The organism is Bacillus sp. 007/AIA-02/001 (genome assembly GCF_004634455.1).
Taxonomy (GTDB): domain Bacteria; phylum Bacillota; class Bacilli; order Bacillales; family Bacillaceae_G; genus Bacillus_A; species Bacillus_A cereus.
Genome location: NZ_SEIY01000001.1, coordinates 900,083 through 922,384, shown reverse-complemented (window position 1 = coordinate 922,384; position 22,302 = coordinate 900,083). Strand labels below are relative to the sequence as shown.

Below are 22,302 nucleotides of genomic sequence, written 5' to 3'. Positions count from 1 at the left end.
TACTTTTTCTTTTTCCTCCACATCATATGTAATGTACGAGTTTATGGTGATTGAAAATCCAAATGCACATATGATTTATCAGGTTTCTATGTAGATACAAAAAAAGATGACCAAAATGGCCATCCTTCACTCCGAATTTGAACGATCTATACTATCACAAAGAAGCATATCGTGTCCGACTTTCTTTATTTGACTCCATGCCACTCTTACTTCTTGTGGTTCCTTTTTAAAACCTCCCCACTTCCCTACAGGTATTATAAGTGTTTGTATTTGTCCGTCTTTCTCATTAATCTCTAAATCCATATAACCTAAGGCTCCCATTTTTTCCGCTTTTTCTATATCTACAACCTCTTTACCGCTTAATTCACTTAATCGCATACTCACTCCACTCCCCTACTAAATTTTTCATTTGCATTGTCTATAATTAGTACCTATTCTATATGTATAAAAAAAATAACCTTCTCTCATTTAAAAAGAGAGAAGGTTATTTTCAGATACATCGTAAAAGTTGATTATAGTTTTATTCCTTTTGGAAGTTTTCCATCTGGACTAATTAATGCTGCAGAGAATTCATCTGTAAACATGTTACGAATTAACCCATCTACATTTTCTTTTGTTACAGTGTTTACACTTTCGATAATCTCATCAAGTGAACGATGCTTACGAAGTAGCAATTCATTTTTACCATTACGGCTCATACGACTATTCGTACTTTCTAAACTTAACATTAAGTTTCCTTTTAATTGCTCTTTACTATTAATAAGCTCTTTTTCTGTAATACCTGTATTTTTCAATGTTTCTAATGTTTCTTGCATTGTTTCATACAGTGTATCTAATTGTTGACTACCTGTTCCACCATACAGTGTTAACATACCTGTATCTTCATAAGAAGAATGGTAAGAAAATACTGAGTAAGCTAACCCACGTTGCTCACGTACTTCTTGGAATAAACGGCTACTCATACTACCGCCTAAAACGTTATTTAATACAATTAAGTTATAAATATCTTCGTGTCCCATTTGTAAGCCTTTATATCCTAAACATAAATGAGCTTGTTCTGTTTCCTTTTTACGTGCTACTTTGTTAAAATGGAAAATTGGACTATGTACTTGTTCACGGTTTGTTGTTCCTTCATAACTACCGAAATATTGCTCTACCGTTTGTAAGAAGGCTTCATCAATATTTCCTGCAACTGAAACAACTACATTTTCAGGTGTATAATGATCCTTAATATATTGGCGTAGCGTATCACCTGTAAACGTATCAAGTGTTTCTTCTGTTCCTAAAATAGGATATCCAAGCGGATGCGTTTCATATGTTGCTTTCGTTAACATATCATGCACAATATCGTCTGGAGCATCTTCGTACATTTTAATTTCTTCACATACGACATTCTTCTCTTTTTTCAATTCTTCTTCATCAAATGTTGAATTAAAGAACATGTCAGCTAATACATCTAAAGCATATTTAGCATGTTCATCTAGCACTTTTGCATAGTAACAAGTGTACTCTTTTGAAGTAAAAGCATTCACTTGCCCACCAATACTATCAAATGATTCTGCAATTTCGCGTGCACTACGTGTTTCTGTCCCTTTAAAGAACATATGCTCTAAAAAGTGAGAAATCCCGTTATTTTTTTCATTTTCATTTCTTGATCCCGCATGGATCCAAATACCAATCGCAACCGATCTTACAGTTGGTATATTTTCCATAACTATTCTTACACCATTTTTACAAGTATATTTTTTAATCAAAAACTTTCCTCCTACTGCCAGTTTCTCTAAATAAGTGCTATTATTTAATGATAACAAGTTTAAGGATGAATGTCATGCAAATGTATTTAATCCACACGTTTTTCATCCAGTAATTCTGTTATATTCCCTACTTTATATCCTTGTTCCTTCAATTTTTTTATCATTGTATCTAATGCTTCTGCCGTTGACGAAGTAGGATGCATTAATACGATAGCACCTGGGTGTATTTTTCTCATTACTCTCTGCAATAGTACATCTGGCTCAGGTCGCTTCCAATCGATTGTATCGACAGTCCACATAATCGTTCCCATTTGGAAATCATCAGCGATTTTCACGACTTCATCCCGAAAACTTCCACTCGGCGGGGCAAACCATCTCACCTTTTGATTCGTAGCAGCTTCAATCATTCGATTTGTTTTTTGTAACTGCTCTCGTATTTCATCAGACGATAGCGTTTTCATATTAGGGTGCGTATAAGAATGATTTCCGACTTCTTGATTTGCATCGACAATCATTTTTGCAAATCGTAAATTTTCTTTCACCCAACGTCCTTCTAAAAAGAAAGTCGCCTTCACATCATGCTTTTTCAATATTTCTAATATACGAGGCAAATACTCGTTTCCCCATGCCACATTTATTGTTAATCCCACCATCTTTTTATTCGGATGCCCCCTATAAATTGGAGCAGGTGATAAATCTTCTAAGTGGACACTCGGTGATACTTCCTTAAATTCAAGGTGTTTTTGATCAAATTCCTTTAGCTTCTTCATATTGTTATAGGATGCTTCCATATCAACTTGTCTTCCATTATATCCTGGTGTTGCTTTCCATATCTTATCAATCATCGCATTTTGAGGTGCAATCTCATATTGTTTTGCATGCTTTTGAATTTCTTCATATAAGTTATCCTGTGCAAAAACAGAATAAGAGCCTAAACTGACATATAAAGAAAATATACATATGTATGCCAATATACGAACTTTCATATAAACCCTCCCAAATTAACTATATAAAAAAACATTTTTCTTCTTATCTTTGTTAATTTGAGCGTTATAATGAAAACTATACCTATACTGACATAAAAATATATATAAATCATATTTTTACATAACAAAAAAAGCCAGTTAAACTGGCTTTCGCTTATTGCTGCTCTTGTTTGTTTTCTTCTTTAGCAGCTTCTTTTTCTTGCTCTTCTTTTAGCAATACTTTTCTAGATAGATTAACACGACCTTGCTTGTCAATCTCGATAACTTTAACCGTAATTACGTCACCGATTTTTACAACGTCTTCTACTTTACCTACACGCTCAAGTGCAAGTTCAGAAATGTGAACTAATCCATCTTTACCGCTGAATAATTCAACGAAAGCACCGAATTTCTCAACACGTTTCACTTTTCCTTCGTAGATTTCACCTACTTGTACTTCGCGAACGATATCTTCGATAATTTTCTTAGCTTTGTCGTTCATTTCTTGGTTTATTGAAGAAATGAATACTGTGCCATCTTGCTCGATGTCAATTTTAACGCCAGTTTCTTCAATAATTTTATTGATTTGTTTACCGCTCGGTCCGATAACGTCACGGATTTTATCTGGATTAATTGTCATTGTAATAATCTTTGGAGCGTACGCTGATAATTCAGTGCGTGGCTCTGGAATAACAGATAACATATGATTTAGAATGTGCACACGACCAACTTTCGCTTGTTGTAATGCCTCTTCTAAAATCTCACGAGATAGACCATCGATTTTAATGTCCATTTGTAGTGCAGTTACACCTTGTGCTGTACCTGCTACTTTAAAGTCCATATCACCTAAATGATCTTCCATACCTTGAATATCAGATAAAATTGTGTAATGCTCACCAGTTTTAACTAGACCCATTGCAATACCTGCAACTGGAGCTTTAAGTGGAACACCAGCATCCATCATTGCTAAAGTACTACCACAAATACTTGCTTGTGAAGTAGAACCATTTGATTCTAAAACTTCAGATACAAGACGTACTGTGTATGGGAAATCTTTTTCAGATGGAATTACAGGCTCAAGTGCGCGTTCTCCTAGTGCACCGTGACCGATTTCACGACGACCTGGTCCACGCATTGGTCTAGTTTCACCAACACTAAATGATGGGAAATTGTAATGGTGCATAAAGCGTTTTGATTCTTCTACACCAAGACCATCTAAAATTTGCACATCGCCTAATGCACCTAATGTACAAATACTTAATGCTTGTGTTTGTCCACGAGTGAACAAACCAGAACCGTGTGTACGAGATAAAATGCCAACCTCTGATGCTAATGGACGGATTTCGTCACCTTTACGGCCATCTGGGCGGATTTTTTCAACTGTAATAAGACGACGTACTTCTTCTTTTACAATTTTATATAAAATCTCATTTACTTGTCCTAATGTATCAGCGTCAGCTTCCTGCGCTTCGTAATGCTCAATAACACGCTTTTTCACTTCGTTAATTGCATCTTCACGTGCATGTTTCTCATGTACTTGAATTGCTGAATGCATATCTTCTTCAGCCATTTCACGTACAGCTTGGTTAAGATCAGCGTCAACTTCATAAAGTTTCACTTCTGATTTCTCTTTACCTACAGCTTGTACAATCTCTTCTTGGAATGCAATTAGACGTTTAATTTCGTCATGACCAAACATAATTGCTTCTAACATTGTTTCCTCAGGCACTTGATCTGCTCCTGCTTCAACCATGTTAATTGCATCTTTCGTACCAGCTACAACAAGGTGAATATCACTTTGTTCTTGCTGTTCTACTGTTGGGTTGATAACGAATTCGCCGTTAATACGACCAACTGTTGCACCCGCGATTGGACCTTCAAATGGAATATCTGAAATCGATAACGCTAATGAAGAACCAAGCATAGCTGCCATTTCAGAAGAACAATCTTGATCAACACTCATTACGATGCTGACAACTTGTACTTCGTTACGGAAACCATCTGCGAAAAGTGGACGGATTGGACGGTCGATTAAACGACTTGCCAAAATTGCTTTTTCACTTGGACGACCTTCACGTTTAATGAAACCGCCAGGAATTTTTCCGACTGCATATAAACGCTCTTCATAGTTTACTGTAAGTGGGAAGAAATCTACATTTTTTGCTTCTTTTGATGCAGTTGCTGTAGATAGAACCGCTGTATCGCCATATCTTACTAATACTGCTCCGTTCGCTTGTTTTGCAAGCTGACCAGTTTCAACTGTTAGCTGGCGACCAGCTAAATCTATCGAGAAGACTTGCTTTTCTTGACTCATTTAAGTACCCCTCTCAATTTAAAGTATTCAATTCTTCTATGTAAATGGATAGTATATCACAATATTCTACCTCTAGTATTGCCTAAAATTAAGTAAGCTATAAAGCGTAGAAGATATATTTTTACCTAACAAAAAAGCGGGAATATTCCCGCTTCTTTGACTATCGACGTAAGCCAAGCTTTGTGATTAATTCACGGTAACGTGTGATATCGCTATTACGAAGGTAAGTTAGTAAGTTACGACGTTTACCAACCATCTTTAATAGACCACGACGTGAATGATGATCTTTCTTGTGAGTACGTAAGTGCTCGTTTAGAGTGTTAATTTGCTCCGTTAGGACAGCAATTTGAACCTCTGGAGAACCAGTATCAGTCTCATGAGTTCTAAATTGTGCAATGATTTCATTTTTACGCTCTTGTGTTAAAGCCATCCTATTTCACCTCCTATTAATTAAACCCCCAATTACCTAGCAAGCGTCGGTGAGTCGCAATGCCAAGCAATGGTTGTCATAAAGTACATAACATAGAATACTACTTTTCATTTGAAAAAGCAAGTATATTCTTTTCGCTCACAAAATATTCTTGGGCTGTTTTCTTATCTTTTGCGATTTGTTCAACTAACTCATCAATACCGTTGAATTTCTTTTCTGCTCTTATACGCATATGCCACTCTACTGTAACATTTTGATCGTATATATCTTTGTTAAATTCAAATAAATGCACTTCAATTGATAATTGACGCTCATCTTCTTTAAAAGTCGGTTTATATCCAATATTACATACACCATCGTACCATTCACCGTGAACTTTTAATCTCACTGCATAAACACCTACAGGTGGCAATAAATACTCATCACTTAAACCTACATTAGCTGTTGGAAAACCAATTTGACGTCCACGTTTGTCGCCGTGTATAACTGTTCCCGCTACAGTATAGGCTCTACCTAAAATAGATGGAATTTGCTCCATTTCGCCATTTCGAATTAACTTTCGTAATGCTGTAGAACTTACTTTCTCTTCTTGAAATTCAACTTTTTCAATCACAGTCTGTGTAAACTCCCCTCTTGCATGAAATGGTAAAGTCTCCATCTTTCCTTTTCCTAAACGTCCATATGAATAATCAAACCCCGCTACTACATGCTTTACATTTAAACCAATAATATAATCATCTACAAATTGTTGCGGTAATAACCCTGCAAATGATTCATCAAATTTAATTACATATAATATATCGATTCCTAAGCTTTCGACTATTTTTTCTTTATCGCGCATCGGTGTAATATACTCCACATGCGCATCCTTTTTTCCTAAAACAACAGATGGATGAGGATGAAATGTCATAACTGCACTTTTATATCCTCGGTCGTCCGCTATTTTTTTCGCAGTTCGAATTACACATTGATGTCCTAAATGAATGCCATCAAAAAATCCTAATGCCATTACAGTAGGTGGTAATTCTAATTTATTTTGTTCATGTGGATGAGTTAAATGAATAAGTTTCACGCTTGAATTCACCTTTTTCTGTAATAATCCTTCCAATAATTCATTATAGCTTTAGTTCTTGATTATTCACAAGTACTTTCATCGGCTTTAACATACCAGGATGTTTCGGATGATGTTCATAAATTGCTAAGCAACGATCATTTTTATCAAACACTGTAATAAATGGTGCTGTTATTTCTAATTCATTTTTTAAGAACATACCATTCTTTATTTTCTCTGCTTGCTTTTCATCTACAACCATTTTTGGAAACTTACTTAATGCTTCATCAATTGAAATGAAGATAGACTCTACTGTTCCATTTTGCACGTTTTCTTCAATTTCTTCAAATGATATGCAATCTTCTAATAAAAATTCACCAGATGCCGTTCTTATAAGGTGCGACATATGTGATGGGAAACCAAGTTTTTCCCCGATCATTACAGCTAACGTTCTTACATATGTTCCTTTACTACACGTTACACGGAAACGGAATGAAATATTTTCTCCTTCAAAAACTTCACGATCATCAAGTAATATGAATTCATGAATTGTAATTGTACGAACTGGACGTTCCACCTCTTGCCCTGCTCTTGCATATTCGTATAATTTTTTCCCGTTTACTTTTACAGCCGAGAACATTGGTGGCATTTGTTCAATCGTGCCTGTTAATTCCGCAAGGACTTTCTCTACTTCCTTACGAGTAATAGTACGATCTACATTTTTCGTTTCAACAACCTCACCAGAAGCATCTTCAGTTGTCGTTGAAAACCCTAATGTTACTTCACCTTCATATGTTTTCGTTTCACTTGTTAAAAATTGTGCAATTTTCGTTGCTCTTCCAACGCAAATTGGTAATACTCCTGTTACATCAGGGTCTAATGTTCCCGTATGACCAATTCTCTTTTCTCGCAATATCTTTCTTAATTTAAATACACAATCATGTGATGTCATGCCTTTTGGCTTATGTAATAATACTACACCTTCCATATATGTTCACCTCATCATAATTCTCTCGTAGTAAATATCCAAAACTTATTTTGCATTGAAAAAATGGATAGACAAATGTCTATCCATTATTCTTCACGTTTACCGTCTTTATTAATTTCATGTAAAAGTGTATCAATTCGATGACCATATCCGATAGACTCATCAAACTCAAAGGTAATTTCTGGTGTTTTACGAAGACGAATACGTTGGCCAATTTCTGAACGAATAAAGCCTTTTGCCTTCGCTAAACCTTTTAAAGTATTTTCTTTCTGTTCTTCATCACCTAAAACAGAAATATATACTTTAGCAATTTGTAAATCACCACTCACTTGTACATCAGTTACTGTAACAAATCCAATACGTGGGTCTTTAATTTTACGACTGATAATGTCGCCTAATTCTTTTTTCATTTGCTCGCCCACACGGTTCGCACGTAATTTCATAACTCTTCACCTCATTCAATACCATTCCAAATGTGTTATTGTACGTTCAATTTCAGGAAATGAATCGATGTACTCAAGTACACGATTCATTTCTTTCTCACAGATAACACGATTTGAGGATACGGAAACAACTGCAATTTCTGTACGTTGCCATACATCTTGGTGCCCAACTTCAGAAACAGCTACATTATAGCGCTGTTTTACACGAGTTAACACACGTTGTAAAATTGCACGTTTCTCTTTTAAAGAATGCACATCGTAAATCATACACTCGAATGAGAGTGAAGCGATAATCATCGCTTCACTTCTTCCATAATGTACGCTTCAATGATGTCCCCTTCTTTAAGATCATTATATCTCTCAATTGTAATACCACACTCATAGTTTTGTGCAACTTCTTTTACGTCGTCTTTGAAACGTTTTAACGTATCAAGTTGTCCTTCGAAAATTACTACGCCGTCACGGATAATACGTACGCCACTATCACGCGTAATTTTACCGTCTGTTACGTAACAACCTGCGATTGTTCCAACTTTTGTTACTTTAAACGTTTGACGAACTTCTGCTTGACCGATTACTTTTTCTTCGAATTCTGGATCAAGCATACCTTGCATAGCTGCTTCAATCTCTTCGATTACTTTATAAATAATACGGTGTAAACGAATATCAACGTTCTCTAATTCAGCTGTACGCTTCGCGTTCACATCTGGACGTACGTTAAATCCAATTACAATTGCATTAGATGCAGAAGCTAAAATGATATCAGATTCTGTAATCGCACCTACACCAGTGTGAATGATTTTAACTTTTACGCCTTCAACATCAATTTTACGAAGTGATGCTGCCATCGCTTCAACAGAACCTTGTACGTCTGCTTTTACGATTAAGTTAATTTCTTTTACATCGCCCTCTTGGATTTGTTGGAATAAATCTTCAAGGCTTAATTTAGATTTCTCACCACGTTGTGCAACTAACGCTTCTTGTGCACGTGATTCACCAATTTGACGAGCTTTCTTCTCATCAGCAAATGCCATGAAACGATCTCCAGCCTGTGGTACTTCGTTTAAACCAGTAATTTCAACAGGAGTTGATGGACCAGCAACTTTTACACGACGACCAATATCACTTACCATTGCACGAACACGTCCGAATGAAGTTCCAACAACGATTGGATCTCCAACTCGAAGCGTACCATTTTGAACAAGTAATGTCGCGATAGTTCCTTTACCTTTATCAAGCTGTGCTTCGATTACTGTACCAGTTGCATAGCGGTTTGGATTTGCTTTATATTCTTCTACTTCACTTACAAGAAGAATCATTTCTAGTAAGTTGTCAATGCCTTCGCCTTGAATTGCAGAAATTGGTACGAAAATAGTATCTCCGCCCCAAGCTTCTGGAACTAATTCATATTCAGTTAGTTCTTGCATTACGCGATCAGGGTTTGCAGCTGGTTTATCCATTTTATTCACAGCAACAATAATTGGTACTCCTGCTGCCTTCGCATGGTTAATTGCTTCAACCGTTTGTGGCATAACACCGTCATCCGCTGCAACAACAAGGATTGTAATATCCGTTACTTGTGCCCCACGAGCACGCATCGTTGTAAATGCTGCGTGACCAGGTGTATCTAAGAATGTAATCTTCTTATCGTTTACTTCAACTTGATATGCACCGATATGCTGAGTAATTCCACCCGCTTCGCCTGCAGTTACTTTTGAGTTACGAATAGAATCCAGTAATGTTGTTTTACCATGGTCAACGTGTCCCATGATTGTAACTACAGCTGGACGTTCTTTTAAGTTCTCTTCATCATCTTGCTCATCAATGAATGTTTCAAACTCAGTCTCGCTTACAATTACTTCTTCTTCTACTTCAATACCGTAGTCGTTAGCAATTAACTCAATTGTATCTTTATCCAAGTCTTGGTTAATTGTTGCCATAATTCCAAGCATGAAGAGCTTCTTAATAATTTCAGATGGCTCTTTGCTTAATTTTTTAGCAAGATCTCCTACTGTAAGGCTTCCAGAGAAAGTAATTTTATCTGGTGTTTCTACAATTTGAGTTTGTTGTCTACCAGCAAAGTTCTCTTGACGTTTGTCTTCGTTTCCTTTGCCTTTTTTCTTTTTCTTATTGCTGTTCTTTTTACTGCGAACAACTTTTTCTTCTACTTCAAACTCATCTGCAACAGAAGGTTTTTCAGTTTGATATTCATTATCTAATTTATTTACTACTTCATCGTCTAACATTGTCATATGATTCGAAACCTCGATATTCATTTCTTTTAGTTTTGTCATAAGATCTTTACTTGAGATATTATGTTTTTTTGCATATTCATGCACTCGAATTTTACTCATACCTTCACCCCCGGTAATTTGTATCGAGCATGCTACGCAGCTTTTTCGCAAAGCCTACATCTAACACAGCTACAACGACTCGCTCATCTCTCCCAATCGCATGCCCTAATTGTTGTCGATTTTCGACCTTTCTCATTGGTACGTTGTAGTACGTAGTTTTATCTGTGATGCGTTTTGTAGTATTTACTGACGCATCTTCAGATAGCAATACAAGTTTTGCTTTGCCACTTCGTACTTCTTTTAAAACGAGTTCTTCACCCGAAATAATTTTCCGAGCCCGGTTTGCTAGTCCTAAAAACGATTTCCAATCGGACACTTATTTCGACTCCTTCTCAACAAGCTCAAGAAGCTCTTCATATAAAGAACCGTCGATTTTCGCTTTTAGATGATGTTCCAAAACATTTTTCTTTTGAGCTTGAAGAATGCTCTCCTTGTCCTTCGACAAGTAAGCACCTCGTCCTGATTTTTTCCCAGTTAAATCAATGGACACTTCTCCCTCTTTGGAACGAACAATGCGAACGAGCTCTCGTTTTGATTTCATTTCTTGCGTTGCAACACATTTTCGTAACGGAACTTTTCGATTGCTCATACTCATCACCTCTATTCGATTTCGTCTTCCACTGAATCGAATCCAAATGCGATTACGCTATCTTCTTCTGTTACAATACCAAGTTGTTTCGCATCAGACTCACTCTTAATATCAATTTTCCAGCCTGTTAATTTAGCTGCAAGACGTGCATTTTGTCCACGCTTACCGATAGCTAATGATAACTGGTGGTCTGGAACAACTACTGTTGTCGCTTTTTCTTCTTCATCTACAAGTACTTTAACAACTTGTGATGGGCTTAATGCATTTGCAACATATTCAACTGGATCATTTGACCAGCGGACGATGTCAATTTTTTCACCTTTTAATTCGTCTACAATGCGTTGTACACGTTGCCCTTTTGGTCCTACACAAGAACCAACTGGATCAACATCAGTGTTCTCTGCATATACAGAGATCTTAGAGCGATCGCCAGCTTCACGTGCTACAGAACGAATTTCTACAGTTCCATCATAGATTTCAGGAACTTCCATTTCGAATAAACGTTTTAAAAGACCAGGATGTGTACGTGATACGTAAATTTGTGGTCCTTTTGTCGTTTTTTCTACTTTCGTAATGAATACGCGAATACGATCATGTGGTTTGTATTGCTCATTAGGCATTTGCTCACTTACAGGTAATAAAGCTTCTACTTTTCCTAAGCTTACATAGATGAAACGAGCATCTTGACGTTGTACAATACCTACCATAATATCTTCTTCACGGTCACTAAACTCAGAGTAAATAACACCGCGCTCTGCTTCACGCACTCGTTGTGTGACAACTTGTTTTGCAGTTTGTGCTGCAATACGACCAAAGTCTTTTGGTGTTACTTCAATTTCTAGTACGTCACCATCTTGGTAGTTTGGATTAATTTGTCTTGCTTCCTCTACAGAAATTTCAAGACGTGGATCAAACACATTGTCTACTACGTCTTTACGTGCTAAAACTTGAATTGTTCCCACTTCTGGGTTAAAGCTCACACGAACGTTTTGTGCTTGATTAAAATTGCGCTTATAAGCAGAGATTAAAGCTGCTTCAATCGCATCAATAATAATGTCTTTGCTAATGCCTTTTTCAGATTCTAATACGAGCAAAGCATCTAATAACTCAGTGCTCATGAAGATCCCCCTTCTAACTAAAACGTAACAGCAAGTCGCGCATTTGCGACTTTATCCATCGAAATTTGGATTTCTTTTTTACGTGTTTTAATTGTTAATAATAATGTTATTGTTGTACCATCGTAAGAAAGCAGTTTTCCTTCAAACATCTTTTCACCATCAATCGGCTCATATGTTTTAATTGCCACTTGTTTTCCTACCGCTTGCTGGAAGTCTTTTTCTTTCTTTAATGGGCGTTCCGCTCCAGGAGATGATACATCCAAAAAGTAAAGATGAGGAATTGGATCCTCTTTATCTAAAGCTTCGCTTAAACGTTCACTTACCGCACCGCATTCTTCAATGTCGACTCCCTTTTCAGAATCGATGAATACGCGTAAGAACCAGTCTTGTCCTTCTTTCACATACTCTACATCTACAAGTTCAAGATTTAACTCTTCAACGATCGGCTGCGCAAATGCTTCTACAACTTCTGTGACTTTCTTATCCATAAACAGCCTCCTTCCTGCCGTCATGTACCATTTAAAAGAAGAAGACCCCGCCACTTTAAAAACGGTCTATCTTATTCTTTCTCGTTAGCTAACAAAAGCCCCTGCTGTTCAGCAGGGATTATCTGTCTTAGTATTACCAAATTTAAGAAGTAAAACTTGTAACAAAATATGTATATACGACAGAAATCTTTTACCTATCTACGTAGAGAAAACATAGATAGTAACACGAAAGAGTGGGTTTCCCCACTCTTTTCTTTACACAATATACATGACATGGTTATCTCGGTTAATAGTATATCATAGGAAATGTTGATTTGCAAAGACTTTTCCTACCTACTAGAACAGTGATAACTGGTTTTGATCCGGTAAATCTCCTAAACAACCTTGACTATCTAAATACTCAATAATTGTTTTCGAAACCTTACTACGCTGCTGCAAGTCCTCTTTTGATAAGAAGTCTCCATTTTTACGTGCTTCCACAATACTTAAAGCTGCGTTTGTACCAAGACCAGGTACCGCATTAAATGGAGGAATTAATGTGTCTCCATCAATAATAAATTCTGTTGCATGTGAGCGGTATAAATCCACCTTTTGGAATGAGTATCCACGCTCACACATTTCAAGTGTCATTTCTAGTACTGTTAATAAACTTTTCTCTTTCGGCGCAGCATCGAGTCCCTTTTGAGCAATTTCATCAATTCTTGCACGTATAGATGCTGAACCTTTCGCCATTGCCTCTACATCAAAATCATCTGCACGAACTGTAAAATATGCGGCATAGAATAACAGTGCAAAATGTACTTTAAAGTATGCGATACGTACAGCCATAAGTACGTAAGCAGCCGCATGGGCTTTAGGGAACATGTATTTAATCTTCTTACATGAATCAATATACCAACCTGGTACATTATTATTTTTCATGTCTTCTTCCCATTCTTCCGGTACACCTTTACCTTTACGAACCGACTCCATGATTTTGAAGGCTAATGATGGATCTAGACCTTGATAGATTAAATATACCATGATGTCATCACGACAACCGATAACTTCGCTCAGCGTACATGTACCGTTATAAATTAACTCGTTTGCATTACCAAGCCATACGTCAGTACCATGTGATAGTCCAGAAATTTGGACTAACTCTGAGAATGTCGTCGGTTTTGTCTCTTCTAACATCTGTCTTACGAATTTTGTACCAAACTCTGGTATACCAAGTGTACCTGTTTTACAGTTAATTTGCTCTTCCGTTACCCCTAACGATTCTGGACCAGAGAAAATTTTCATTACTTCTGGATCATCCGTTGGGATTGTTTTCGGATCAATACCACTTAAATCTTGTAACATACGAATAACGGTCGGATCATCGTGTCCTAGTATATCAAGTTTTAATAAATTATCATGAATCGAGTGGAAATCAAAATGCGTTGTTCTCCATTCAGCACCAATTGAATCAGCTGGGTACTGTATTGGTGAGAAATCAAAGATATCCATGTAATCTGGCACAACGATAATACCGCCTGGATGCTGTCCTGTTGTACGTTTTACACCGGTACACCCTGCTACTAAGCGATCAATCTCTGCATTTCGAATCGTTAAGTTATGATCATTTGCATAACCTTTTACATATCCGTAAGCAGTTTTTTCCGCAACTGTACCAATCGTTCCTGCACGATATACATAGTCTTCACCGAACAGTACTTTCGTATAGTTATGGGCACGTGGTTGGTATTCCCCGGAGAAGTTCAAATCGATATCGGGCACCTTATCTCCTTTAAATCCAAGGAACGTTTCGAAAGGAATGTCATGTCCATCTTTTACATATGGAATATTACAAGCAGGACATTCTTTATCTGGTAAGTCAAAACCAGAACCTACAGAACCATCATTAAAGAATTCTGATTGCTTACACTTCGGACATACATAGTGTGGTGGTAATGGGTTTACTTCTGTAATTTCCATCATCGTTGCAACAAATGATGACCCTACCGATCCACGCGAACCTACTAGATATCCGTCTACTAACGATTTTTTCACAAGCTTATGTGAAATTAAATAAATTACGGCGAATCCATGCCCAATAATACTTTTTAATTCTTTTTCTAAACGTGCTTCTACAATTTCCGGTAGCTCTTCACCATAAATGCTACGCGCCATTTTATAACTCATATCACGCGTTTCATCATCAGCACCTTCAATTTTCGGTGTGTATAGATCGTCTTTTACTGGATGCACATCACCAATTAATGACGCAATCTTTTGTGTATTTGTTACAACAACTTCTTTCGCTTTGTCTTCACCTAAGAATGAAAAACATTCTAACATCTCATCAGTTGTACGGAAATGTACTGGCGGTAATGAATGTCGATTTAACGGATTGGCTCCGCCCTGCGAACTGACTAAAATTTTACGATACATCGCATCCTCAGGGTCTAAATAATGCACGTTTCCTGTAGCAACAACTGGTTTATCTAACGTCTCACCTAGTTTTACTAAGTTAGAAATAATTGTTTTTAATTGACCTTCGTCTCGAACAAGCTCACGTTCTACTAAATGACGCAACACCTCTGGAGGCATTACTTCAATGTAATCATAGAACTGGGCAATTTCTTCTACCTCTTCAGGTGCCTTTTGCATCATTGCCTCGAACACTTCACCTTTATCACAAGCCGTTCCTACTAAAATCCCTTCACGATATTTTTTTAATAGTGATCTCGGCACACGTGGTACACGGTAAAAGTAATTAAGGTGAGAATATGAAACAAGTTTATATAAATTTTTCAATCCAACATCTGATGTGGCAAGTAACGTCATATGACTTGGACGGCCACGCTTATACGCATCCCCTTGTCCCATGCTATCATTTAATTGATCGTGATATTCAAATCCCTTTTCAATTACGTCTTTCAACATTTTCACAAGTAAATATCCCGTCGCTTCTGTATCATAAATCGCACGGTGATGTTGTGTTAATTCAATATCAAGTTTTTTACACATCGTATTTAATCGATGATTTTTCATTTCTGGGAATAAAAATCGTGCAAGTTCTAACGTATCAATAACTGGATTATTCGTTTTTTCTAGTCCAGCCTTTTTAAAACCTACGTTAATAAAGCCCATATCAAAGCTCGCGTTATGGGCAACAAGTGTATGGTCGCCCATCCATTCCTCAAACTTTTTAAACACTTCGTCCACTTCAGGTGCATCAGTTAACATATCATCCGTAATACCTGTCAATTCAATAATCGTCGCTGATAATGGTTGATGTGGATTTGCGAAAGATTCAAAGCGATCAATAATTTCGCCACCCTTTACTTTTACGGCAGCCAACTCAATGACTGTATCGTATACAGCTGATAAACCTGTCGTCTCAACGTCGAAAACAACATACGTTTCCTCTGCAAGTAAACGATGCGCTTCGTTATACGCTATCGGTACACCATCATTAACTAGATTTGCTTCTACACCATATATAACTTTAACACCAGCCTTCTTCCCTGCAGAATACGCCTCTGGGAAGGACTGAGCCACGGCATGATCTGTAACCGCAATAGCCTCATGTCCCCATTTACCAGCTTGAGCAACAAGCTTAGAAACTGGAGTGACAGCGTCCATTTGACTCATCGGAGTATGGAGATGCAGCTCTACTCGTTTTTCGCCTTCTGGTGCTTTATCTTTACGAGACGGTCCTGTTATTTCATTAATATCATTTGCAATCATTACTAAATCTCGAACGAATGTATCGTTTTGAACAGAACCACGCGCTTTCACCCACATTCCTTTTTTCAAGGATTGCAGCATTGGAATATCTTCTTTGTCACGCGAGAACATTTTGATCATAATAGAATCCGTATAATCCGTTATTTTTAAAGTTAATAACGTACGCCCACTACGAAGCTCTTTTGTTTCTACATGGAAGACATATCCTTGAACCGTTTTTCTTCTTTCTTCATCTTGAATTTCTCGCATCGGTGTAATCTCTTCATCTGGCTTAATAAGATACCCGAGTGTAATCGGTCCTTCATACACAACGCTGCTTTCTTCAGCTTGCTTCTTCGCCATTTCTTCCATAGCTTGTATAACACGCTCACGGTCTTCTTGCTGCGTTTGTTCACGAAACTTTTGCATTTCTTCTGTATTTTGCTGTATATGTGTGTCTAACTGAAAACGCGGGAATCCAAAAACTTCGTATTGATCCCCTACTGGTTTCGCAACGTTTTTCTTTAAAGCCGTAGACTCCAGCTCGTTATTTACATTTATTAACAACTTCACTCCATTCACCTGTGGAAGCTGCTTCTTTAAGTATGCGAACATAGGTGAAAATGTAATTCGTTCCGTACAAAGCGGCCAATACGCCCTCACTTCTTCTTCTGTAAATTGTTTATTCTCTGTTTCTAATGCAAATGTTGTTCTTGCAATATGAGAAAATGATTGCTTAAGCTTTGTTTCTAGCAATTCATATAATTCTGTAGGCAAAATACGTGGCACTTGTAAATCAAAATGCCAACTTTTATTCGCTTTATCAATAACGAGCCTTTCAATACCACCGCCTTGTAAATATTGATTTATAAGGTCGTCTGGTATTTGCAACTGCTGGAGCAAAATTTGAAATCGCTCTTGTTGTTCATTTGTTAAAGACATAAGCACTCTCCTTCCATTTGCTATTATAAATTGAAACGTACCACAAAGAAAGATTTCTCACCTCTTCTTTTACAAAATACGTTTACAAAGAAAGAGAAGGTACCCCATTACGAGGTACCTCTTCTTATTTTAAAATATTTGCAATATATGTTTGAAGTTCTTCTACTTTTACTTCTTCAGACTCACCTGTAGCACGTACTTTCACTTCTACAATACCTTCGTCTGCTTTTTTACCAACTGTAACACGAACTGGAAGACCGAATAAATCTGCATCTGCAAATTTAACACCTGCACGTTCTGCACGATCGTCTAATAACACTTCATAGCCTTGTTCTTGTAATGAGTTGTAGATATTTTCACCCATTTCACGTTGTGCATCAGATTTCATATTTACTGGAATTACATGCACATGGAACGGTGCTACCGCTTTTGGCCAAACTAAGCCGTTCTCATCGTTAAATTGCTCTGCAATTGCTGCTACTGTACGAGATACACCGATACCGTAACAACCCATAATAAGTGGTTGTGTTTTTCCATTTTCATCTAGGAATGTTGCGTTCATTGCTTCACTATAACGAGTTCCTAATTTGAATACATGACCAACTTCAATTCCGCGTGCGAAAAGAATTGTTCCGTTTCCATCTGGAGATTGGTCTCCTTCTTGAATAAAGCGTAAATCTGTATATTGACTTACTTTAAAGTCACGTTCTGGATTTACATTTACATAATGGAACCCTTCTTCATTCGCTCCTGAACATCCGTTAACAATTGATGCTACAGCGTGATCAGCAATAATTTCGATATCACCTGTTACATTAATCGGTCCTAATGAACCAACTTCACAATTTAATAATGCTTTTACTTCTTCATGAGAAGCAAGCTCAACAACTGAAGCGCCGTATACATTTTTCACTTTCACATCGTTTACTTCGTGATCACCACGAACAAGTACAACTACTAATTTCTCATCTACTTTAAACACCATAGACTTAATGCACTTGTCAGCTGCAATGTTTAAGAATGCAGATACTTCTTCAATTGCTTTTTGGTCTGGTGTTGCTACTTTTTCAAGTGCTTTTTCTGCTTCGTCACTCTTCGTATACGTAGCTACAACAGGAGCCATTTCGATGTTTGCTGCATAATCAGATGTGTCAGAGTATGCAATTGTATCTTCACCAACATCAGATAATACCATAAATTCATGTGTATCTTTTCCGCCCATTGCTCCAGAATCAGCAATAACTGCACGGAAATTCAAGCCACAGCGAGCAAAAATGTTAGAGTATGCTTTATATAAGCGATCGTATACTTCATCTAAGCTCTCTTGTGTAGCATGGAAAGAGTAGGCATCTTTCATTAGAAACTCTCTTCCACGTAATAAGCCGAAACGAGGTCTTTGCTCATCACGGAATTTTGTTTGAATTTGGTATAATGTTAACGGTAATTTTTTATATGATTTCACTTCATCACGCACAAGATCCGTAATTACTTCCTCATGTGTCGCTCCTAATGCGAATTCACGAGCGTTACGATCTTTCATACGCATTAATTCAGATCCGTAAGAATACCAACGACCTGATTCTTGCCATAATTCTGCAGCTTGCATAGCTGGCATTAATAATTCTACAGCTCCTGCGCGCTCCATTTCTTCTCGAACGATACGTTCTACTTTGTGTAATACTTTTAATCCAAATGGTAGAAAGCTATAAATACCAGAAGCATTTTGACGCATAAAACCTGCACGAAGTAATAGCTGATGACTCTTAATTTCAGCATCAGCTGGAACTTCACGTAATGTAGGACTGAATACCATACTTTGTTTCATTTATTTGCACCTCTTCATTTTACTCTTACACGCAGTAAAACCCCTCACCTCGAGTTAGGTGAGGGATTTTACTCTACGAGCTCTATTTCATTATAAGTTTCACTTTATTTTACAAGAAAAACTTACGAATGTCATTCCAAGTTACAACTAACATAAGTAACATTAATAATGCAAAACCAATAAAGTGAACCATTCCTTCTTTTTGGCGATCAATTGGTTTCCCTCGTAACGCTTCAATTAAGAAGAAGAATAAACGGCCACCATCTAAAGCAGGAACTGGTAATAAATTAAATAAACCAAGATTAATGCTTAGAACTGCAGCTAAACTTAGTACACGCGTAAACCCATAATCTACAACTTGATCTGTTAGATTATAAATTCCTACTGGACCTGATAACTCATTAATAGAAAATTGACCAGTTACTAATTTAACAAGAGATTCAAAAATTAGTTTCGTCCATTGGTACGTTTGTTCAAATCCTGATTTAATAGAACCCATCACTGTTTTCTCTACAGGAGAATAAACACCGATTCTACCAACTTCGTCTTTTCCTTCTTTATCGAGTGTTGGCGTTACTTTCACATTAAACTGTTCATTATCACGCTTTACTTGTAACGTAATTTCTTTATTTGGGTTTTCACGTACAATAGTAACAACATCTTTCCATGTACTTGTGTTTTTCCCATCAATAGCTTGAATTGTATCATTCTCTTTCAATCCAGCTTGCTGTGCTGCACTGTTATCCATCACTTTTCCGACCATTGGTTTGTCAATAGGGACCCCTTGTACAAATCCAAGAATCACAAAAATAACAAATGCTAAAATGAAGTTCATTGCAGGACCCGCAAAGATTGTTAAAGCGCGTTGCCCTAGTTTTTTCGAGCCAAATTGTCTATTATACGGGGCAATTTGAATTTCTTCCCCCGCAGTAATAATACGAGCCTTTTCATTCACTCGGAATGTTTGAAGCTCTTCCTCGTACTCTTCATAGCCCGAAATTGTTAAATTATGCTCCAAATCAGCTTGTTCGACTTCAATAACACGAACATTTGGATACTTTTCATATCCATCAAAAACTAATTTCACAACTTCGTCTTTTTCATTTAATACAAGGCCAACCTTTTTCCCAGGCTTTAACTCAACTGTGTCCGCATCCTCGCCAGCCATTCTTACATAGCCACCAAGGGGCAGTAATCGAATCGTATACACCGTTTCATTCTTTTCAAATGAGAATATTTTCGGACCAAAACCAATCGCAAACTCGCGGCATAAAATACCTGCTCTTTTTGCGAAATATAGATGCCCTAGCTCATGGAAAAATACGAGTGCACCGAAAATTAATATAAAGGCAATCGCTGTATTCAATTCCATAACCACCTTTGCTAAATTTGTTCCATCACAAACCGTCTTGTGGCCGCATCAATTTCCAAAATTTCCTCTAAGCTCGGTCGTGCAATGACATTGTGATGGTTCATTGCTTTTTCAATGAGGTCTTCCACTGTTAAGAAATCAATTCTCTTTTGTAAAAAGGCTTCAACAGCTACTTCATTCGCTGCGTTCATTACAGCTGGCATACTTCCACCTGCTTTTCCAGCTTCATACGCAAAACGTAAACAACGGAATCGTTCTTGGTCCATTTTCTCAAAATGCAACGTCCCTATTTCCCATAAGTTTAACTGTTTTGTGTCTGAAAGAGGCAGTCTATCCGGATATGTAAGTGCGTATTGAATTGGTACTCGCATATCAGGTGAACCAAGCTGCGCCATTACACTACGATCTTCAAATTCAACCATAGAATGGATAATACTTTCTTTATGTAAAACAACATCGATTTGCTCATAAGGGATACCAAAAAGCCAATGTGCTTCAATTACTTCTAGTCCCTTATTCATCATTGTAGCAGAATCAATTGTAATTTTCGAACCCATTGACCAGTTTGGATGTCGAAGCGCATCTTCTACGGTCACATGATGCAATTCATCCCTCGTTTTATCGCGGAAACTTCCACCAGAAGCCGTTATAATAAGACGAGAAACTCTTTTTTCATTTTCACCATTCAAGCATTGAAAAATAGCCGAATGTTCACTATCAACTGGAAGTAACGAAACATTATGTTTTCGTGCTGCTTCCATTACAAGATGTCCTGCAGTTACTAACGTTTCTTTATTTGCAATTCCAATTGTTTTTTTCGCCTCAATTGCACGAAGTGTTGGTAACAACCCTACGCTACCTACAACAGCATTTACTACAATCTCCGCATCTGGATGTAGTGCTACTTCTAAAAGTCCTTCACTACCATATACAATTTTTGTATTACCAGAAACAGATTGTAATTTTAAAACATCTTCTTCTCTTTGCACAGAGACGATTTGCGGAGAAAATTCTTGAATTACCTTTACTGCGTAGTCAATATTTTTCCCTACAGAAAAAGCAACGAGACGGAATTGGTCTGGGTGCGAGCGTAATACATCTAAAGTTTGTGTACCAATTGATCCGCTTGCACCTAATAAACTAATGTTTTTCATGACTCCAACCCCTCGTTCATTTATTAATTATATTGTAATAAGAAGTAGAGAATTGGTAAAACGAATAACCAACTATCTGTTCGGTCTAATATACCACCATGCCCAGGTAAAATTGTACCTGAATCCTTTACGCCATAATGACGTTTAAAAGCAGATTGTACTAAATCACCAATTTGTCCAAAAATAGAAATAATAATTGTCAGCACAATTAAAATTACTACATTCGATTCGACTGGGAAGAACACGTTGTAAACAAGTGCCACAATAATTCCACAAACGATGCCCCCTAATGAACCTTCAATCGTTTTATTTGGACTGATTTCTGGCCACAATTTTCTCTTGCCCAATGCTTTTCCTACGAAATATGCGCCTGAATCAGTAGCCCATATAACAAATAATGCGCAAAATACATATTTAATTCCTAATATTCTCGTTTCATTTAAATATAAGAATCCCATTGCCACATATGTCGTTGCCATCAGTAAAAATGAAGCATTATCAAAAGTAAATGTATTCTTAGAAAGGACTGTATATGATAAAAGTAATAAAACAATCACAAATGTGATTTCCAATTTACCTAATCCAATCCATGTAAACAGTTCTGATGCACTACTTGGAATTAAAAGAATCCACAATAATACTGCAGCTAAAACTGTCGGTACTGAAATAAGCGTAAGCTTATTCATACGAATTAATTCATATAAACCTATAGAAGCAAGTGCATACACTAAAACCGTAAAAGGCACGCCACCGTATATTACGATGGGAATGAATAGCGCGGCAGCAACCACTCCAGTAATAATTCTCTGTTTCACTACC

The 22,302-nt window shown here is 37.1% G+C and carries 19 protein-coding genes; all 19 read right to left on the bottom strand.

The features are described 5' to 3' along the window. Nucleotides 1-126: 126 nt before the first annotated feature. Nucleotides 127-378 carry a YlmC/YmxH family sporulation protein gene (locus ES895_RS04970; RefSeq protein ID WP_001239756.1) on the bottom strand — a complete coding sequence of 84 codons (252 nt, stop codon included), beginning with the start codon at nucleotides 376-378 and terminating at the stop codon, nucleotides 127-129. A 134-nt stretch (nucleotides 379-512) separates the two neighbouring features. Continuing rightward, on the bottom strand, nucleotides 513-1,754 hold the full coding sequence (locus ES895_RS04965) for a M16 family metallopeptidase (protein WP_000592989.1): 1,242 nt from the start codon (nucleotides 1,752-1,754) through the stop codon (nucleotides 513-515). 86 nt (nucleotides 1,755-1,840) lie between these two features. Continuing rightward, nucleotides 1,841-2,740: a polysaccharide deacetylase family protein gene (locus ES895_RS04960; RefSeq protein WP_000868232.1), complete on the bottom strand. Its 900-nt coding sequence runs from the start codon at nucleotides 2,738-2,740 to the stop codon at nucleotides 1,841-1,843. Between the two features lie 154 nt (nucleotides 2,741-2,894). Further along, nucleotides 2,895-5,033, bottom strand: coding sequence for a polyribonucleotide nucleotidyltransferase (pnp, locus tag ES895_RS04955; RefSeq protein ID WP_000076737.1), 2,139 nt, complete (start codon nucleotides 5,031-5,033; stop codon nucleotides 2,895-2,897). Nucleotides 5,034-5,193: 160 nt separating this feature from the next. Continuing rightward, nucleotides 5,194-5,463: a 30S ribosomal protein S15 gene (gene rpsO / locus ES895_RS04950; protein WP_001229392.1), complete on the bottom strand. Its 270-nt coding sequence runs from the start codon at nucleotides 5,461-5,463 to the stop codon at nucleotides 5,194-5,196. A gap of 100 nt (nucleotides 5,464-5,563) precedes the next feature. Continuing rightward, on the bottom strand, nucleotides 5,564-6,535 hold the full coding sequence (gene ribF, locus ES895_RS04945) for a bifunctional riboflavin kinase/FAD synthetase (protein ID WP_000766704.1): 972 nt from the start codon (nucleotides 6,533-6,535) through the stop codon (nucleotides 5,564-5,566). Nucleotides 6,536-6,578: 43 nt separating this feature from the next. Further along, nucleotides 6,579-7,502, bottom strand: coding sequence for a tRNA pseudouridine(55) synthase TruB (truB, locus tag ES895_RS04940; protein WP_000399348.1), 924 nt, complete (start codon nucleotides 7,500-7,502; stop codon nucleotides 6,579-6,581). A gap of 86 nt (nucleotides 7,503-7,588) precedes the next feature. Beyond that, on the bottom strand, nucleotides 7,589-7,945 hold the full coding sequence (gene rbfA, locus ES895_RS04935; protein ID WP_000776437.1) for a 30S ribosome-binding factor RbfA: 357 nt from the start codon (nucleotides 7,943-7,945) through the stop codon (nucleotides 7,589-7,591). Between the two features lie 15 nt (nucleotides 7,946-7,960). Further along, nucleotides 7,961-8,242 carry a DUF503 domain-containing protein gene (locus ES895_RS04930; protein ID WP_000582367.1) on the bottom strand — a complete coding sequence of 94 codons (282 nt, stop codon included), beginning with the start codon at nucleotides 8,240-8,242 and terminating at the stop codon, nucleotides 7,961-7,963. Next, on the bottom strand, nucleotides 8,239-10,299 hold the full coding sequence (gene infB, locus ES895_RS04925; RefSeq protein ID WP_000036343.1) for a translation initiation factor IF-2: 2,061 nt from the start codon (nucleotides 10,297-10,299) through the stop codon (nucleotides 8,239-8,241). Before infB ends, ES895_RS04930 begins: the two co-directional genes overlap by 4 nt. 4 nt (nucleotides 10,300-10,303) lie before the next feature. Then, a complete protein-coding gene (locus ES895_RS04920) occupies nucleotides 10,304-10,615 on the bottom strand; it encodes a YlxQ family RNA-binding protein (RefSeq protein WP_001286524.1) in 312 nt (103 codons plus the stop codon). Then, nucleotides 10,616-10,888, bottom strand: coding sequence for an RNase P modulator RnpM (gene rnpM, locus ES895_RS04915; protein ID WP_000071127.1), 273 nt, complete (start codon nucleotides 10,886-10,888; stop codon nucleotides 10,616-10,618). Nucleotides 10,889-10,899: 11 nt separating this feature from the next. After that, a complete protein-coding gene (nusA, locus tag ES895_RS04910) occupies nucleotides 10,900-12,006 on the bottom strand; it encodes a transcription termination factor NusA (RefSeq protein WP_000102604.1) in 1,107 nt (368 codons plus the stop codon). Nucleotides 12,007-12,023: 17 nt separating this feature from the next. Beyond that, the gene (rimP, locus tag ES895_RS04905) at nucleotides 12,024-12,494 is read right to left on the bottom strand and encodes a ribosome maturation factor RimP (protein ID WP_000359096.1); all 471 of its coding nucleotides are present in this window, start codon (nucleotides 12,492-12,494) and stop codon (nucleotides 12,024-12,026) included. 336 nt (nucleotides 12,495-12,830) lie between these two features. Further along, nucleotides 12,831-17,132, bottom strand: coding sequence for a PolC-type DNA polymerase III (locus ES895_RS04900; RefSeq protein WP_000060005.1), 4,302 nt, complete (start codon nucleotides 17,130-17,132; stop codon nucleotides 12,831-12,833). Nucleotides 17,133-17,256: 124 nt separating this feature from the next. Then, complete coding sequence (locus ES895_RS04895; RefSeq protein ID WP_000814299.1) at nucleotides 17,257-18,957, bottom strand: proline--tRNA ligase; 1,701 nt, start codon at nucleotides 18,955-18,957, stop codon at nucleotides 17,257-17,259. 109 nt (nucleotides 18,958-19,066) lie between these two features. Continuing rightward, complete coding sequence (gene rseP, locus ES895_RS04890) at nucleotides 19,067-20,323, bottom strand: RIP metalloprotease RseP (protein WP_001090243.1); 1,257 nt, start codon at nucleotides 20,321-20,323, stop codon at nucleotides 19,067-19,069. Nucleotides 20,324-20,340: 17 nt separating this feature from the next. Beyond that, on the bottom strand, nucleotides 20,341-21,483 hold the full coding sequence (dxr, locus tag ES895_RS04885; RefSeq protein WP_000790377.1) for a 1-deoxy-D-xylulose-5-phosphate reductoisomerase: 1,143 nt from the start codon (nucleotides 21,481-21,483) through the stop codon (nucleotides 20,341-20,343). 23 nt (nucleotides 21,484-21,506) lie between these two features. Then, nucleotides 21,507-22,298, bottom strand: a complete 792-nt coding sequence (cdsA, locus tag ES895_RS04880; protein ID WP_000813592.1) for a phosphatidate cytidylyltransferase — start codon at nucleotides 22,296-22,298, stop codon at nucleotides 21,507-21,509. Nucleotides 22,299-22,302: the final 4 nt, after the last annotated feature.